Below are 15,992 nucleotides of genomic sequence, written 5' to 3' on the forward strand. Positions count from 1 at the left end.
GCGCCCCTTATTACTGCTAATCAGGTTACTGCGGCATCCCTTGCGGGGCCGCACCGCCACCCAACATATAGCGGGCCAGGAACTGATCCAGCGCCATTTTGTCGCCGTTCATGGTGACCTGTCCGGTCGCGTACTGCAGGCTGGTGACAATGTTATTGTCCTGCTGGGTGGTGAGCTTAAACATCTGGCCCATTGCCGCCACGCCTTTAACCTGCTGATCGGCCAGTTTGGCGGCATCTTCCTGCTTATAGCCTTCCGCCATCGCCACGTGAGTCATCATTTCGGTGGCCATAGGCATATTGATCGACAGCTTACCGTCCAGGGTTTTCAGCACGCTGTCCACGGCCTGACCGATGTTCTGCGGTGGGGTGGTGTTGGCGGCCGGATCTTTGAAGTGGACGGAAAGGTTAAAGCTGCTCTCACCTTTATCGTTCTTCCAGCTGAATGGCGCGATGTTGACAATCGGATCGCCTTTCAGCAGCAGCGGCAGGTTTGCCGAGAAGATCTGGCTCATCCGCTGCTGGTAAAGCGCTGGATTATCGCTGATACCCGGTTCGTTCATCAGTGCCTGGACCTGACTGTTGTAGTTGTCAGAGAACGCTTTCATGCCGTTGGCGTCAAACTGGGACAGCTTGATAGCGAGTTTACCCTGGCCAAAGTTCTGGTCCTGCAGCTTCAGGGAATCCAGTGCGTAATCGATGTTGCCGGAAATCAGGCTTTTCTCTGAGTTAAACGACGATTTGCCGTTCAGGCCTTCAGCGGTAAAGGCTTCTTTGCCATCCACCACGGCAGTCAGTTTCTTCAGGTTGATGCTCTGATCGCCAATGCGCATCCCTTCCGGGCTGAGATGGGTGCTGGCATCCAGTTTCAGGCCGTTAGCGGTAAACATCACCGGCATATCCAGTTGGTTTTTGGTGGTCAGCACCAGGCTGTCCAGATCGCCACTGAAATTGACCTTGTCGCCTTTGTTATCGGCGTCGATATTGACCGTACCGCCGTTAGACGCAAAGCGCTCGCCGGTTTGCGCATTGTTATAATCCACCGGCAGCAGGTTGATGGCAGACGCGGTTGCGCCGCTGTATCCGACGCGGGTATCAGCCTGAACGATCGACTGACCTTTGGTCATTTCAAACAGCTTCTTCACGGCATCGGTGTTCTCAAGCTGGGTATGCACCGACGCCATGCTTGGGATCAGGTTGAATTTTTTCAGCTGGGCGAACGGGAAAGGACCGTGATCGATTTTTTCATTAAACACGATGCTCTGGCCCGGCTTGATCAGCGAGTTGTCTTCAGTCTGCGAGTTGGACTGCAGGACAAAGCGGGCGGTACTGGTGAACACACCGCGCTGGAAATCCTGATAGCTCAGCTTGAGACGGTTTTCCGGCGCCATGTTGTTCATCTGGGCATTCGCATTTTGCACCAGCTCATCCATGTGCGATTCCAGTTGTTTGCCGGTAAACCACGCGGCTCCGGTCCAAATCACGCCGAGTGCGACTACTACGCCAATCGCTATCTTTGTCTTCTTCATCTGTCAGTCGTCCTTTTAGTCACTGGCGCCGGCAAATCGATCCTGTGGGCAAATGCCTGGCGAAGAAAAAACGCCCTGAGGCGTTTTGCTTAATAATTTGATTAATAATAGCAATTGTGGCGCTTAACGTCAGCCGTAAATCCTACAGCAGGTTACAGACGCGCGCCACCCGACCATTGCCTGCCAGCGTCACCGGGGCGTCCGTGGCCGGAACAAAACAGGACTCGCCGGGTTTGAGCGTCAGCTGCTGGTCGTTATGGCTGATGACCGCCTGGCCATCCACGCAGAACAGTATCGCAGCGCTTTGCTGCTGAACGACGGTTGGCTGGGCGCTGAGCTGGTGGAGGGAGAAAGCAAAATCGTCCACCGGTACCGGGAAATTAAGCGTATCGCCTTGCTGCACCGGCTGAGTCAGCAGGTTGGCATACGGCTTGGCATCAAATTTCAGGTTAGCCATCAGTTCGGGAATATCGATATATTTCGGCGTTAATCCCGCGCGCAACACGTTATCCGAATTGGCCATCACTTCCAGCGCCACCCCTTGCAGATAGGCGTGTGGCGTCTCGGCAAACAGGAACATCGCTTCGCCAGGTTGCAGCTCAATCACATTCAGCAGCAGCGGGGAGAACAGCCCACTGTCATCAGGATAGAAGGTCTCAATCAGCGAGATGGTGGCCCAGGGTTCGCCCTGTTGACGCGGGATTTCGCTCTTCAGCACGTCCAGCGCCAGGCTCTTCTCTTCACCATCCATCGACAGCAGCGCGGTAAATAGCGCCTCAAGGCCACTCATCTGCGGGTTCTGCAGGAAATGGGCAATCGCCGGATGTGCACCCGCGACCGGCTGCAGCAGGGAGATGATTTCGTGAAGCTCACGAAAACCGTTGATGGCCTTAAACGGCGTCAGTGCAAACACCAGCTCGGGCTTATGGTTGGCGTCTTTGTAGTTACGGTTTGGCGCATCTAAAGGAATGCCAGCCGCATTCTCTTTGGCAAAGCCGACTTCGGCTGCCGCTTTGCTTGGGTGAACCTGAATCGACAACGGCTGATCGGCGCAAAGCACCTTGAATAAGAACGGCAGTTCACCAAAGCGCGCAGCGACGGCTTTGCTGAGGATCGCCTCTTTATCGGCATCAATCACCGCACGTAATGACTGCTTGTGACCCTCAACGTCTATAAAGGAAGGGCTTTTGGGATGCGCACCCATCCAGAGTTCCGCCATCGGCAGGTTATCCGGGTTAGGAATGCCATACAGTTCGGTCAGGGCAGTGGGGCTACCCCAGGCATAATTTTGCAGCGAATTGATTAATTTTTGCATATTAACTCACACATAATCGGATAATAACTGCGTGTATTAAAGCAGAAAACCACGTCAAAAAGACAATGCGGAGTGCAAGAAGGTCGAATGAGTCGCATAATGTTAAATTCTTGTATGCCAGAATATCGCCCGCGCTTTTGGCCCTTCAGGGCAAAGTAACGGTTCAAAATCATATTATTGTGCAAAAAGGAGAGAGTCATGGCTGCCAACCGCATTGAGAAAGATTCAATGGGTCCCATCGAAGTTCCTGCTGATAAACTGTGGGGCGCGCAAACGCAACGCTCACTGGAACACTTTCGTATCTCCACCGAAAAAATGCCTGTTGAACTGGTGCACGCTCTGGCGCTGACCAAGCGCGCTGCGGCAAAGGTGAACAGTGATTTAAGCCTGTTGCCCAACGAGCGGGCCACGGCCATTATTTCCGCCGCGGATGAAGTGCTGGCGGACCAACACAGTACAGAATTCCCGCTGGCAATCTGGCAGACCGGTTCCGGTACCCAGACCAACATGAATATGAATGAAGTGCTCGCCAACCGCGCCAGTGAAATCCTTGGCGGCGTGCGGGGCATGGAACGCCTGGTGCATCCAAACGACGATGTGAATAAAAGTCAGAGCTCCAACGATGTCTTCCCGACCGCGATGCATGTCGCGGCGGTACTGGCCATTCAGGAGCATCTGCTTCCTCAGCTTAAAATCCTGCAAAAAACCCTGAACGATAAAGCCGACGCCTTTAAGGATATCGTCAAAATTGGCCGAACCCATCTGCAGGATGCCACGCCATTAACCCTCGGCCAGGAGATCTCCGGCTGGGTGGCGATGCTGGACCATAACCTCAGGCATATTGAACAGAGCATTCCCCATGTCGCGGAACTGGCTTTAGGCGGTACGGCGGTGGGGACGGGGCTGAATACGCACCCGGAATATGCGGTACGCGTGGCGAAAGAGCTGGCTGAACTGACCAAACAGCCTTTTGTCACCTCGCCAAATAAATTCGAAGCTCTGGCAACCTGTGATGCGCTGGTCCATGCCCACGGTTCACTGAAAGGGCTGGCCGCATCATTGATGAAGATCGCTAACGACGTGCGCTGGTTATCGTCGGGTCCGCGTTGTGGTATCGGCGAAATTGCCATTCCTGAAAACGAGCCAGGCAGCTCAATCATGCCAGGTAAAGTCAATCCGACCCAGTGTGAAGCGATGACCATGCTCTGTTGCCAGGTGATGGGTAACGATGTGGCGGTCAATATGGGCGGTGCATCCGGCAACTTCGAACTGAATGTTTATCGTCCGATGATCATCCATAACTTCCTGCAATCGGTGCGGATGCTGGCTGACGGGATGGACAGCTTCAATCACCATTGCGCCGTCGGTATTGAGCCGAATCTCGATCGTATCAGCCAGCTATTAAATGAGTCACTGATGCTGGTGACGGCATTAAATACGCATATTGGCTACGATAAAGCGGCAGAAATTGCCAAGAAAGCGCATAAAGAAGGCTTAACCCTGAAAGGATCGGCGCTGAAACTGGGTTATCTTACCGAAGACGAGTTTGATGCCTGGGTTCGACCGGAAGATATGGTTGGCAGCATGAAGTCTTAATGACAGATTGATGAAGGAGCGGCATTTATTCCGCTCTTTTTTTTGCCGCCAGTAACCTGTTACAGGTTTGTATCACTATATAAATGCAACCTCGGGATCACCGCAAACAGCGGCGTGGCCTGAGGTTTAAATTTATGGGCCACGTTCGCCGCATCATAATTGCGTAATTCGCCAAGCTTCGGCAGCTGGTGCGCATCTTCGCAGAGCACCAGTAAAGGAGAAGGGCAGGCCAGCTGCGTTTGCTTTTGCTGTTGTTTATTCCATACGCGGGCAATCGGCTGCACCTTTACCGGGCGCTTAATCTTTAACTTTGCTTCCTTTGGCAGAGAATTAATTATCGCCATCTCCTCCTCCAGTTTTTCCGCCCACTGTTCACGGGTCCAGGGTGCCATTGCCCGTCCCGACGCCACGCTTTTTTTCAGCTTTTCCAGCATCTCTTCCCGGCTGACATTTTTTATAATGTGCTTATTTGCCCAGCCAAATCGCAGCGAATCGGGCGATTCCAGCAGGGTAATAGCGCGGTAGGCATTCAGCGTTATTAATCCTCTGAGATGGGTATGGACAAATTCAAAGCGTTCTTCAGCCTCTACCCCAGACTCAACGGTAATAATCTGTTCAAGGCGGTATTTCAGGCTATTAATCGCCTCAACGTGCTGACGGATAAGCGCCGATTGCTCCGGGTTGGCTTCAAAGCAAATTGCGCCAGGCAAGCGTACCGCAGCTTTAGTGCTTAATGACTCAGACTGATGTTGGATAAACAGGCGGGAATAATGACTTAGTGCCAGATTTAATGCTGATTGTGCCAGGTGCTGGGTAACGTTAATTTCCAGCAGCGGTTGATGCTCCTGGCCTTTATGCACCGGCGGCAATTCAAAAACCCGTGCCATCAGCAGACGCAGTTGAGGAAGCTGCTGGGTTAAGGCTGCCAACGCGGTCTGCAGCGCTTCCACACAGCGGTGCAGGTTATCTACGGCATCATATCGGCTCATCAGAAGTCACTCTTAGTTACAACATACTCATTATTGTCGCGCGCTTCAGGGATCAACAATCGGTCAGGCTGTTACGGGAGAGAATTATAAAGCGACAAAGAAAAGAGTCGTGAGATAAAAAGGGAAGGGAAGGTAGCCACGCCAGCGAAAACTGACGTGGCAGGAAGATTAAATCAGGAAATCTTCCAGTTTTTTACCCTGGTCCAGCGCCTGCTTAATTACCGCAGGAGTACGGCCCTGGCCAGTCCAGGATTTAGTTTCACCGTTTTCATCGGTGTACTGGTATTTGGCCGGGCGTGGAGCACGCTTAGCACGAGATTTACCGGTAGAAGTCTCTGCAGAAGTCAGTTCGCTTAAATCGATGCCGTCGTCCAACAGCATCTGACGGTATTTAGCCAGCTTCTCTTCTTTTTCCTTAACTTCAGAAGCGATAGCCGCTTCTGCATCACGACGTTCATTAACAACCGCTTCGAGTTTTTCCAGCATCTCTTCAAGTTCAGTTAAAGAAACTTCACGAGCCTGAGCACGAAGGGTTCGAATGTTATTTAATACTTTCAGAGTTTCGCTCATAAGGAATCCGTAGCGTTGAGTGGTTTAAAATTAATCAGTGTATGTATCGAGGACCAGTGTACAGAGAAAATTGACGGTAAAAAACACCTAATCATGAAAATGTTTATTTATTTTCGCTATTTTTACGCTGTTTAACTACCGGGGTCTCAATTCTGACAAGCTTATATTTACAATATTGAGACAAATCTTAACATCTGCCAGGGCATTACGTTGGGCAATTGAACAACTCCCATTCTGGCGGATAGCAATAATTGCGCTATTTTTGTCGATTTCTTATATTCAAATAAATACTTTACAGCGCCAGCATTAATATGAGTGGGCCTCCACAGGTTGGCTTAGTTAACCTGGCCTCGGGGACAGCCGTTATAACCACTCTGCCAGTGAGTATTCAGGGACGATCGTCCGGTTGATAAGGTGAACGCTCAGGCAATACGTCGTAAATTCGCGTCCACCCGGCACGCAGTCAAAGAACCACCAAGGTTAACTGCTCACTTTAGTTACAACATACTAAATCCTTTTGAGAATAATAGCGTGGCTTTGAGCTCTGGGTCAGACTTATCACCGATATCGCGGTTAAAAAGTCAGGCAGGGCAGAATGAGCTGATAAAATGGAATGCGTATCTGTCAGGCACTTTATGGAGTCGTTGATGAAAATACCTCCCCTGCGTTGGTTCTGGTTGATTCTGTTTTCCACTCTGGCTGTCGTTGGCCTGGAAAGTTTGAATCTGCCGGCGGCGCTGCTGTTGGGGCCAATGGCAATGGCGATCGTTTTTGCCGCGCGAGACAAACCGTTAATCATCCATCGCAATCTGTTTTATCTGGCACAGGGCGTTGTGGGCAGCATGATTGCCCGCGCCATTCCCGCTTCAATATTTGTAGAAATCGCCAAAAACTGGCCCTTATTTATCGCCAGTATTTTCTCGGTCATTATCGCCAGTTCGTTGCTCGGCTGGTTACTGACGCGTTTTCAGGTGTTGCCCGGTTCGACGGCCATTTGGGGCTCATCGCCTGGTGCGGCTACCGCCATGACGCTGATGGCGGAAAGTTATGGTGCGGACGTACGGCTAGTGGCGTTTATGCAATATCTTCGCGTGGTGATTGTGGCGGTTGCGGCAACCATCGTGGCGCGGATTTGGGCGCCGGAGGTGCCTGCCGGTGCCGCGCCTTCCAGCTTTGATATTATTCAGCCTGTCGCCTGGGGATATTTTGCCATCACTGTTTTGGTGATCCTCGGTGGCGTGTTGGCCGGCAAAGTTTTCCGCATTCCGGCGGGACCGTTGTTAATGACCTTAGCGGGTGGGGTGATTCTGCAGGATTTTAATCTGCTGACCATTGAATTGCCGCCGGCGTTATTGATGGTGGCGTATGCGATTATTGGCTGGAGCATTGGTCTGCGATTTAATCGCGCCATTCTGCTGTATGCCGCCAAAGCACTTCCCCGACTGTTGCTGTCTATATTAAGCCTGGTGGCGATTTGTGGTTTGTTCGCATTTTGTCTGGTGCATTTCGCCGGAATCGATCCGCTGACCGCCTATCTGGCAACCAGTCCGGGTGGGGCGGATTCAGTCGCGATTATTGCGTCATCCAGTCACGTGGATATGCCTTTCGTGATGTCGATGCAAACCGGCCGCTTTATAGTGGTGTTATTAACCGGCCCGGCGCTGGCGAGGTGGGTCGCCAATTCGATGGCATCCCGACAGCGTAAGCAGGATCGGCATCCCTGAAAAACAAAAAGCCGGGTTACCGCGCAGTCATGTCAGAGGCATTTCGACATTAACGGGCGGTAACCCGGCTTTATTGCGCCGTGCTTTACTGCGTTTCAGGGAACGGCATGGCGTTTCCTGGTGCTTCACGGTGAATATGCAGGAAGGTTAAATGACGTTCGTACTGATCGAGAATGTCATTAATGATCTGCTCTTTGGTGTAATCCATCAAATCATTGCCCTGGCTGCCTTCCAGCAGGAAGGTTTCCAGTCGGTAGTAATCGGTTTTACCGCTACGCGCACGGTAGGTGAAGGCCGGAACCGAGTACTGCTGTGGCCAGATCTGATACAGGAAGCTCTGCTCTTCACCCAGCGCTACCGACATTTCCAGATGGTTCAGACGTTCATCTTCCAGCGGCGGCAGTTCATTGACCTGCACCTGAGCACCGCGACGTTCCAGTTCAAGCGCAACTTCCTGCATCGCTGGCAGACACACGGTGTCGAGCATCTTGCGGGTATGCGTACTGCCCGGATAATGCATCACGCGGGAGATACGCTGTTTCCAGTTCAGGCGATCTTCACGCGATACCGGCATTGGCTGGGTATTCACCACGCTGCTCGCGCGACGGTGATCTTCCACCCGCAGGGATTTATACAACCCGGCCATCACAAAGAAAATCACGAAGCTGAACGGCAGACCCATGATCACGGTGGTTTTCTGCAACGCGGTCACGCCATTCACCATCAGCATACCCACGGTCAGCAGGCCTATCGCCAGTGACCAGAAGATCCGCAGCCAGTTCGGCGCATCATTGTTGATATCACTCAGTTTTGAGGTGAAGTTACCTAATACCAGTGAACCCGAATCGGCAGAGGTCACATAGAACAGCAGGCCGGTAATGGTGGCGACCGAAGCACTGAAGGTGAAGGCAGGATACTGCGCCAGCAGGCTGTAGAATCCGCGTTCAGGGTGCGCCAGCGTTTCCTGGGCAAAGGCCATGTTGCCGCCGATGATTTCGTGCAGGGCGCTGTTACCAAAGATCGACAGCCATAACAGCGTGAAGATAAAGGGTATGGTCAGGGTGCCAACCACAAACTGACGGATGGTACGTCCACGGGAGATGCGCGCCAGGAACAGGCCCACAAATGGCGACCAGGCAACCCACCACGCCCAGAAGAACAGCGTCCAGTTATTCATCCATTCAGTCGGGCGGTCAAAGGCGAAGCTGTTCAGCGTCATGCCCATAAAGCGGCTGATGTAATCACCGACGTTCAGCACCAGCGCATTCAGTAAGAAGCTGGTATCGCCGACAAACAGCACGAAGATGATCAGGAACAGCGCCAGCAGCACGTTCAGCTCCGACAGAATGCGAATACCTTTATTCACGCCCGAGGTAACGGAAATCGTCGCCATTATTACCGATAAGGCAATCAGCGCCGCCTGCGCGGTCAATCCTTCCGGCACATGGAACAGTACATGCAGACCGTAGTTCAGCTGCACCACACCAATACCCAGCGTGGTGGCAATACCAAAGATGGTACCGATCACCGCCGCGATATCCACGGAGTGGCCAATCGGGCCATTAATACGCTTGCCGAAAATAGGGTATAAGGCGGAACGAATGGTCAACGGCAGACCATAGCGGTAGCTAAAGTAGCCCAGCGCGATGCCCATCAGTGCATACATCGCCCAACCGGTCAGTCCGTAGTGGAACAGCGTCCAGACCATGGCCTGACGCGCAGCTTCCATGGTTTGTCCCTGGCCTTCTGGCGGCATCATATATTGCGTCACCGGCTCGGCCACGGAGAAGAACATCAGATCGATACCGATACCCGCCGCAAACAGCATCGCTGCCCAACTGGTCAGGCTAAACTCCGGCTTGGATTGCTCCGGCCCCAGTTTGATTGAGCCAAAGCGCGAGGCGGCAATCAGCACCACAAAGACGATATAGACCGTTGCTGCCAGCAGGTAATACCAGCCGAAGGTATTGGAGACCCATTCAAGGGCACTGTTAATCCACCGATCCGATAAATCCGTGAAGAAAATAGTGGTGAGGGAGAAAAGCAGAATCAGTCCTGCAGAAGTGAAGAAAACCACTGGGTTGATGCGGTCTTTTTGTTCTTTCCTGGATATTTCAGTCGTCGGCATACCATCTCCGAAAATAATCAAGATTGACCCCGATCTTTGCAAAGCGTGCCTTAGCGCATACTGGGAAATTCCGCCGCATATCCGCTAACTACACTGGGCAATAGTCAGGTTGTGAATTTATCCTTCTGATTTGGTTGTATTAATTCGTCAATTTCTCACCTTTTTTGTTGAAGATTTGTCAAAAGAGGCCACTATCATAGGTTTTATTGATTGAGCATTCAATTAAAAATAATTTCAGTATGGAAACTGTTGGCTTTATTTCCACATAAAGTGTGGCTTTATTTAACGGGGATTTTGACAGGAATATTCGAAGCGGCAGAAATAAGAATGCCGCCAGGGATGAGCTGGCGGCAGTGCGGGCGAAAAGCAATTAGTTATAAATGATGGCTGTGCCATGCAGGTTGTTCTGACCAGAGGTCGAAGTGATGAGGAAAGATTTCGCGCCCGCCAGTTGGGCCTTCTCCGAGAGTTGTGACTCCAGTGAGGCGAGGTTGGTGCTACCCGTTGCGCTGATCACGCCGATTTTCTGCTGGTTATCCGGGGCACTGCTGACCAGGTCGGCAGCCATGCTACCGAAAGACAATGAACCTAAAATCACAGCAGCTACAGCTAATTTGATGTTTTTCATGACGATACCCTTAATTTAAAATTTGTTATGGTGCAAAAAGCTCATACGGTGCAATTACTGATAAATCTCTGCAGTAGCATGCATGCGGTTATTACCGGTGGTTGAGGTAATACGGAACGATTTTGCACCGGCTGCATCGGCTTTAGCCGACAGCTGAGATTCCAGGGAAGACAGGTTAGTACCGGTGGCGGTAACCACGCCGACCTGCTGTTGATTAACCGGTTCCTGACCGACGCTGTCAGCAGCGAAACCAGCAAAGGAAACGGAAGTCAGTGCGATAGCAGCCAGGGTCATTTTCAGGTTTTTCATAGTCTTTATTCTCTCTCAATTCGGTTTAGTTGATGTCTGCGTCGTTATTAGTTAACGATCGATAACTAAATGGTATTCCTGCCACGGCGATCCGTCAACTGCATTTTATTAACGACCGTTAATTTAATGGTCAAGCGCTTGATAAAAAATGATTTAAAGTTTCAAAAAAGTTTTTCCCGACGCGGATTTCGCCCACAACATCCTCGTAAACAAGGAAAGTGACGAACAGGCTCGACATGGCCGCTTGATTGTTTTTATAATGATCGGTAATTTATTCCTCATTGCGTTGCCAAAGAGAGGATCTATGACCGATCAGGAAATCTGCACCCGTAAGGGCCGGGGACGGCCAAAAACCTTCGACCGGGAAGCGGCGTTAGACATTGCGCTTGAGCTGTTCTGGCGTCATGGCTATGAAGCCACTTCACTCTCCGATCTGGTTGAAGCGACCGGAGCGAAAGCGCCAACGCTGTACGCCGAATTTACCAATAAAGAAGGGATGTTCCGCGCCGCAGTGGATCGCTATATTGAGAAGTTTGCCGAACAGCGGCAGGCTGCTCTGGCTTGCCCTGAAAGCTGCGTAGAGAAAGGCGTGGAAGGGTATTTTCGTTCCACCGCCGCCTGCTTTACCGATGGCAAAAAACCGGCCGGCTGCTTCTTTATCTGTACCTCTACCGCACTCTCAGCGGATTCATCCGAGGTCGCTGATATGCTGCGCGCGCGCCACAACAGTCAGGAGAATCACCTGAATGAGTTTCTGCTGGCGCGTCAGGCCGCAGGTGAGCTGGACGCGAAGACCGACATCACGGCGCTTTCTGCCTATCTGGGATGCTTACTGCAGGGCATGTCCGTCCGCGCCCGCGAAGGCGCCAGCCGCGCAGAACTGGATAGCATTATTGATACGCTTATGCTGCAATGGCCGATATTAAGCCGGACAGGCTGTCACTGAGTCCGGCACGATCGTAAAAGAGGAGTCACCATGACAATTGAATATGCAACCATCGCCGGGGGCTGCTTCTGGTGCACAGAAGCGGTCTTCAAACAGATTACTGGCGTCGTGTCGGTAGAGAGTGGCTATATTGGTGGCCACACCAGCAATCCAACCTACCGTCAGGTTTGCGATGGCAACACCGGCCATGCAGAAGCCATTCGTCTTGGCTTCGATCCGGAGAAAGTCAGCTATGGCGACCTGCTGGATATCAGCTTTGCCACCCATGATCCTACCCAGCTGAACCGCCAGGGCAATGATATCGGCACGCAGTACCGTTCAGCGATTTTCCCGGCTGATGAAGCGCAGGCAGAAGAAGCCAAAGCGGCAATTGTGCGTGCGCAGGAAGATCAGACCAGCCCGATCGTGACCACCATTGAAGGTCCGGCCGAGTGGTATCCGGCGGAAGAGTATCATCAGAACTATTGGGAAGGTGAAGGGCAACAGAACCGTTATTGCCTGGCCGTGATCCCAGCCAAACTGCAGAAGCTGCACAAACGTTACGCTGACCGTACCAAGTAGCGGACAAACAAAAGAACGGGCGCAAGGCCCGTTATTTTATAACGCTTTGCTGCGAAGACGAACGCCCACCAGCAACGCCAGCACCAGTAAGGTACAGATAAAGGCGGTAATGCCAACCCAGCCAAACTGATGCCAGAAAACGCCTCCCAACGTGCCCGCCAGGCTCGAACCCAGATAATAGCTAAACAGATACAGCGAACTTGCCTGTCCTTTGGCACGTCTGGCGCGTGGGCCAATCCAGCCGCTGGCAACCGAATGGCCGGCAAAGAACCCCGCGGTAAAGAGCATCATTCCCGGTAAAATCAGCCATACCGAACTGAACAGCGTCAGCAGAATGCCCACCACCATCATCCCGATGGAAAACAACAGTACTGCCGGGCGGCCATATTTGGCGGTCATCGCGCCCGCTTTAGGGGAACTCCAGGATCCGGTCAGATACACCACGGACAGCAGGCCTACAATGGCCTGACTGAGCCCATAAGGCGGCGCCAACAGGCGATAGCCGATGTAATTAAACATCGTCACAAACGCGCCCATGAGCAGGAAGCCTTCCGCAAACAGCAACGGCAGACCGCTGTCGCGCCAGTGCAGCCGGAAGTTAATCAGTAAACTGCGCGGCTTGAGCGAGGCAGGCCGGAAATGGCGCGAAGGCGGCAGAATTTTCCAGAACATCAGCGCCGAAGCCAGCGCAAAGCAGCCAATTACCGCCACCGCCACCCGCCAGGAAGTGAAATCAGTGATCACGCCGCTCAGCAGCCTGCCGCTCATGCCGCCAATCGAATTGCCGCTGATATAAAGGCCCATTGAGAAGGCAATCACCCCAGGATGCACCTCTTCACTGAGATAGGTCATGCCAACGGCCGCCACGCCGCTTAATGACAGCCCGATTAGCGCGCGCATAATCAAAATGCCGTGCCAGCTGGTCATGGTGGCAGAAAGCAAGGTGCAGACTGCTGCCATCAACAGCGCGGTCACCATCACCGATTTACGGCCAATCGCATCCGACAGCGGCCCCGTTACCAACAGCCCGAGTGCCAGCAAGCCGGTCGCAACGGAAAGTGACAGGCTGCTGGCCGCCGGAGATACGCCGAATTCCTGCGAGAGCACCGGCATTATGGGCTGCACGCAATAAAGCAGGGCAAAGGTCGCCAGTCCGGCGGAAAACAGCGCCAGCGTGACCCGCATAAACTGCGGTGTGCCGCGATTGATGTACTCATTGCTGAGCGGGAGGGGTTCAGAAGGCCGCTGCAGGCTGTCAGGAAGCGTCGCGGAAGGTGATGAGCGATTCACTGCAAATCCTTGAAATGAAATTATTCTGTTTACTGTAATAAGGGATTAATATGATGTCTAATCTATTAATAATCTCGAATGAGATGTTTAAAATATGACTATTGAGCTTCGTCACCTGCGCTACTTTATTGCGGTTGCAGAGGAGCTGCATTTTGGCCGGGCGGCGCAGCGGCTGAATATCTCACAGCCACCGCTCAGCCAGCAGATCCAAATCCTTGAGCAGCAAATTGGTGCCAGGCTGTTTGCCCGCACCAACCGCAGCGTGCAGCTTACCGCCGCAGGCAGCCAGTATTTGCTCGATGCCCGGCAAATCCTGCTGCAGGTCGATCAGGCTGCGGATAAGGCCGCCAGGCTGCACCGGGGAGATGAGGGGGAACTGCGCATAGGTTTTACCTCATCCGCACCTTTTATTACCGCCGTCTCTGATGCGCTGTTTACCTTTCGCCAGCGCTATCCCGGCGTGCATATTCAGATGCAGGAAATCAACACCCGCCAGCAGTTGGAGCCGATTAACGAAGGGCGGCTGGATCTGGGGGTGATGCGCAATACGCCGTTACCTGAAACCCTGGACCATCAGCTGATGCTGCGCGAGCCGTTATTTGCGGTATTACCGAAATCCCACCGCTTAGCCACGCGCCCGGAGATCTCTGTCAAAGCGTTGGCGCAGGAACCTTTTGTTTTCTTCGATCCTAAAGTCGGTACGGCGCTGTACACGGAAACGCTGGCGTTGTTACAACGCTACGAGATCCAGCCCAATATTGCCCAGGAAGTGGGCGAGGCGATGACCATTCTCGGACTGGTTTCAGCGGGATTAGGCATTTCAATTCTGCCGGCCTCATTCAGCCGCATTCGTCTTGAGGATGTCAGTTGGGTGGCGCTAAAAGAAGCGGATGCCTGGTCAGAAGTGTGGCTGGTTTGGGCGAAGCGGCGGGAAACCACCGCGTTGATGAAACACATGAAAGAACTGCTGTTACCCTCGCCAACTGATGGATTATCAGCCGGCTGAACGGCTTTTATGTGCTGCAAATCACATTCCGAATCAAATATTTGACGCCATCCGCGAAGTGTTTCACCATGACCAAAAGCTTTATTTTGAAGCGCGAAAATAAGTGGGAGCAGGGGTGTGATAGCGGACGGTCAGCCTGGCCACATTGACCAGATCAAACAGACAAATGCAGGGGCAGTTTATCGGCTGATTGATCGGTTTGGTCCCATTTCGCGTATAGAATTAGCCCGCAAGGCGCAGCTTGCGCCTGCCAGCATCACCAAGATTGTGCGTGAGATGCTGGAAGCCCACCTGGTTCAGGAAACCGAGTTTCAGGAAGCCGGCAGTCGCGGCCGTCCCGCAGTGGGATTAATTCTGGATACTCAGGCCTGGCATTACCTTTCTGTTCGTATTGGCAACGGTGATATTACCCTCTCGTTACGCGATTTAAGCAGCCAGCTGGTGACCGAAGATCTCTGCCCGTTACCGGTGGAAAACAGCGAGCCGTTAGTCGGGCGCATTATTGCTGAAGTGGACGCCTTCTTTATCCGTCATCAGCAAAAACTCGAGCGTCTGACGGCGATCGCCATCACCTTGCCCGGCATTCTCAATGCCCGCAGCGGCATAGTTCATCGCATGCCTTTCTATCACATCACCGATATGCCGCTGGGTCCCGAGCTGGAAAAGCGGACCGGTCTGCCGGTCTATATTCAGCATGATGTTTGTGCCTGGACGCTGGCGGAATCGTTATTTGGTGCCGCTCAGGAAGCGAAGAACGTCATCCAGGTGGTGATTGACCATCAGGTGGGTGCCGGCGTGATCACCGGCGGCAGACTGTTACATAACGGCAGCAGCACGCTGGTTGAAATTGGTCATACCCAGGTCGATCCTCACGGCAAGCAGTGCTACTGCGGCAATCACGGCTGTCTGGAAACCGTTGCCAGCAGCGAGAACCTGCTGGAACAAGCGGCGTTGCGGCTCGCAACCTCCGCTGACAGCACGCTGCATGACCAACCGTTGACGCTGGAAGCGTTGTGCGATGCGGCCTTACAAGGCGACCCACTGGCTACCGAGCTGATCGTCGGTGTCGGTCACAGCGTGGGACGCATTGTGGCGATCATGGTCAACCTGTTTAATCCACAAAAAATACTGATTGGTTCTCCGCTCAATCAGGCCAGAGACATTCTCTTCCCGGCGATAGCAGATTGCATCCATCGTCAGTCTCTCCCGGCTTACAGCCAGCAGATCGCCCTCGAGCCGACACAATTTCTTAACGTCGGAACGATGCCCGGTGCCGCACTGGTAAAAGATGCCCTTTATGATGGCACCTTGCTGGTTAAACTGCTGCAGGGCTGATTCTCCTCGCTTATCGATAAAATATTGCGCTAACGCAAGCTGACTTTCCGCAGACTGTCCTACTATG

General features: G+C 52.8%; 14 protein-coding genes. 6 read left to right on the top strand and 8 right to left on the bottom strand.

Annotation, left to right across the window (positions count from 1 at the left end):
- Window positions 1-25: 25 nt before the first annotated feature.
- Both EBC_RS11680 and manA read right to left on the bottom strand, forming a co-directional pair.
- Window positions 26-1,528 carry a YdgA family protein gene (locus tag EBC_RS11680; RefSeq protein ID WP_013201993.1) on the bottom strand — a complete coding sequence of 501 codons (1,503 nt, stop codon included), beginning with the start codon at window positions 1,526-1,528 and terminating at the stop codon, window positions 26-28.
- A gap of 142 nt (window positions 1,529-1,670) precedes the next feature.
- Window positions 1,671-2,843: a mannose-6-phosphate isomerase gene (manA, locus tag EBC_RS11685; RefSeq protein WP_013201994.1), complete on the bottom strand. Its 1,173-nt coding sequence runs from the start codon at window positions 2,841-2,843 to the stop codon at window positions 1,671-1,673.
- Window positions 2,844-3,041: 198 nt separating this feature from the next.
- Here manA and fumC point away from each other — a divergent pair, with 198 nt between their 5' ends.
- Window positions 3,042-4,439, top strand: coding sequence for a class II fumarate hydratase (gene fumC / locus EBC_RS11690; RefSeq protein WP_013201995.1), 1,398 nt, complete (start codon window positions 3,042-3,044; stop codon window positions 4,437-4,439).
- Between the two features lie 59 nt (window positions 4,440-4,498).
- Here the strand turns inward: fumC and tus are convergent, their stop codons facing one another.
- Both tus and EBC_RS11700 read right to left on the bottom strand, forming a co-directional pair.
- Window positions 4,499-5,428, bottom strand: a complete 930-nt coding sequence (gene tus / locus EBC_RS11695; protein ID WP_013201996.1) for a DNA replication terminus site-binding protein — start codon at window positions 5,426-5,428, stop codon at window positions 4,499-4,501.
- A gap of 168 nt (window positions 5,429-5,596) precedes the next feature.
- Complete coding sequence (locus EBC_RS11700; RefSeq protein ID WP_013201997.1) at window positions 5,597-5,998, bottom strand: H-NS family histone-like protein; 402 nt, start codon at window positions 5,996-5,998, stop codon at window positions 5,597-5,599.
- A gap of 647 nt (window positions 5,999-6,645) precedes the next feature.
- On the opposite strand from EBC_RS11700, the gene EBC_RS11705 reads away from it, so the two are divergent.
- Window positions 6,646-7,722 carry an AbrB family transcriptional regulator gene (locus EBC_RS11705; RefSeq protein WP_049789601.1) on the top strand — a complete coding sequence of 359 codons (1,077 nt, stop codon included), beginning with the start codon at window positions 6,646-6,648 and terminating at the stop codon, window positions 7,720-7,722.
- A gap of 85 nt (window positions 7,723-7,807) precedes the next feature.
- Here the strand turns inward: EBC_RS11705 and EBC_RS11710 are convergent, their stop codons facing one another.
- From EBC_RS11710 to bhsA (EBC_RS11720), 3 genes are all read right to left on the bottom strand, one after another.
- Window positions 7,808-9,850 (bottom strand): choline transporter, encoded by a 2,043-nt coding sequence (locus EBC_RS11710; RefSeq protein WP_013201999.1) that lies wholly within the window; start codon window positions 9,848-9,850, stop codon window positions 7,808-7,810.
- 370 nt (window positions 9,851-10,220) lie between these two features.
- Window positions 10,221-10,478, bottom strand: a complete 258-nt coding sequence (gene bhsA / locus EBC_RS11715; RefSeq protein WP_013202000.1) for a multiple stress resistance protein BhsA — start codon at window positions 10,476-10,478, stop codon at window positions 10,221-10,223.
- Window positions 10,479-10,532: 54 nt separating this feature from the next.
- Window positions 10,533-10,787, bottom strand: a complete 255-nt coding sequence (gene bhsA, locus EBC_RS11720) for a multiple stress resistance protein BhsA (protein ID WP_013202001.1) — start codon at window positions 10,785-10,787, stop codon at window positions 10,533-10,535.
- A gap of 304 nt (window positions 10,788-11,091) precedes the next feature.
- On the opposite strand from bhsA (EBC_RS11720), the gene EBC_RS11725 reads away from it, so the two are divergent.
- Window positions 11,092-11,733 carry a TetR/AcrR family transcriptional regulator gene (locus EBC_RS11725; RefSeq protein ID WP_013202002.1) on the top strand — a complete coding sequence of 214 codons (642 nt, stop codon included), beginning with the start codon at window positions 11,092-11,094 and terminating at the stop codon, window positions 11,731-11,733.
- Window positions 11,734-11,763: 30 nt separating this feature from the next.
- The gene (gene msrA, locus EBC_RS11730) at window positions 11,764-12,294 is read left to right on the top strand and encodes a peptide-methionine (S)-S-oxide reductase MsrA (RefSeq protein ID WP_013202003.1); all 531 of its coding nucleotides are present in this window, start codon (window positions 11,764-11,766) and stop codon (window positions 12,292-12,294) included.
- A 36-nt stretch (window positions 12,295-12,330) separates the two neighbouring features.
- On the opposite strand, the gene EBC_RS11735 is transcribed toward msrA, so the two are convergent.
- Complete coding sequence (locus tag EBC_RS11735) at window positions 12,331-13,584, bottom strand: MFS transporter (protein WP_013202004.1); 1,254 nt, start codon at window positions 13,582-13,584, stop codon at window positions 12,331-12,333.
- 94 nt (window positions 13,585-13,678) lie between these two features.
- On the opposite strand from EBC_RS11735, the gene EBC_RS11740 reads away from it, so the two are divergent.
- Window positions 13,679-14,590, top strand: a complete 912-nt coding sequence (locus tag EBC_RS11740; RefSeq protein WP_013202005.1) for a LysR family transcriptional regulator — start codon at window positions 13,679-13,681, stop codon at window positions 14,588-14,590.
- A gap of 117 nt (window positions 14,591-14,707) precedes the next feature.
- Window positions 14,708-15,925, top strand: a complete 1,218-nt coding sequence (gene mlc, locus EBC_RS11745; protein ID WP_013202006.1) for a sugar metabolism global transcriptional regulator Mlc — start codon at window positions 14,708-14,710, stop codon at window positions 15,923-15,925.
- The last annotated feature ends 67 nt before the right edge of the window (window positions 15,926-15,992 follow it).

The sequence above is a fragment of the Erwinia billingiae Eb661 genome (assembly GCF_000196615.1).
In the GTDB taxonomy this organism is placed as follows: Bacteria; Pseudomonadota; Gammaproteobacteria; order Enterobacterales; family Enterobacteriaceae; genus Erwinia; species Erwinia billingiae.

Excerpts from the sequence above, each read along its gene's own strand:
- EBC_RS11725 (WP_013202002.1), top strand. The coding sequence starts at position 11,092 with ATGACCGATCAGGAAATCTGCACCCGTAAGGGCCGGGGACGGCCAAAA.
- bhsA (WP_013202001.1), bottom strand. The coding sequence starts at position 10,787 with ATGAAAAACCTGAAAATGACCCTGGCTGCTATCGCACTGACTTCCGTT.
- EBC_RS11680 (WP_013201993.1), bottom strand. The coding sequence starts at position 1,528 with ATGAAGAAGACAAAGATAGCGATTGGCGTAGTAGTCGCACTCGGCGTG.
- msrA (WP_013202003.1), top strand. The coding sequence starts at position 11,764 with ATGACAATTGAATATGCAACCATCGCCGGGGGCTGCTTCTGGTGCACA.
- EBC_RS11740 (WP_013202005.1), top strand. The coding sequence starts at position 13,679 with ATGACTATTGAGCTTCGTCACCTGCGCTACTTTATTGCGGTTGCAGAG.
- EBC_RS11705 (WP_049789601.1), top strand. The coding sequence starts at position 6,646 with ATGAAAATACCTCCCCTGCGTTGGTTCTGGTTGATTCTGTTTTCCACT.
- fumC (WP_013201995.1), top strand. The coding sequence starts at position 3,042 with ATGGCTGCCAACCGCATTGAGAAAGATTCAATGGGTCCCATCGAAGTT.
- EBC_RS11700 (WP_013201997.1), bottom strand. The coding sequence starts at position 5,998 with ATGAGCGAAACTCTGAAAGTATTAAATAACATTCGAACCCTTCGTGCT.
- EBC_RS11710 (WP_013201999.1), bottom strand. The coding sequence starts at position 9,850 with ATGCCGACGACTGAAATATCCAGGAAAGAACAAAAAGACCGCATCAAC.
- manA (WP_013201994.1), bottom strand. The coding sequence starts at position 2,843 with ATGCAAAAATTAATCAATTCGCTGCAAAATTATGCCTGGGGTAGCCCC.
- bhsA (WP_013202000.1), bottom strand. The coding sequence starts at position 10,478 with ATGAAAAACATCAAATTAGCTGTAGCTGCTGTGATTTTAGGTTCATTG.
- tus (WP_013201996.1), bottom strand. The coding sequence starts at position 5,428 with ATGAGCCGATATGATGCCGTAGATAACCTGCACCGCTGTGTGGAAGCG.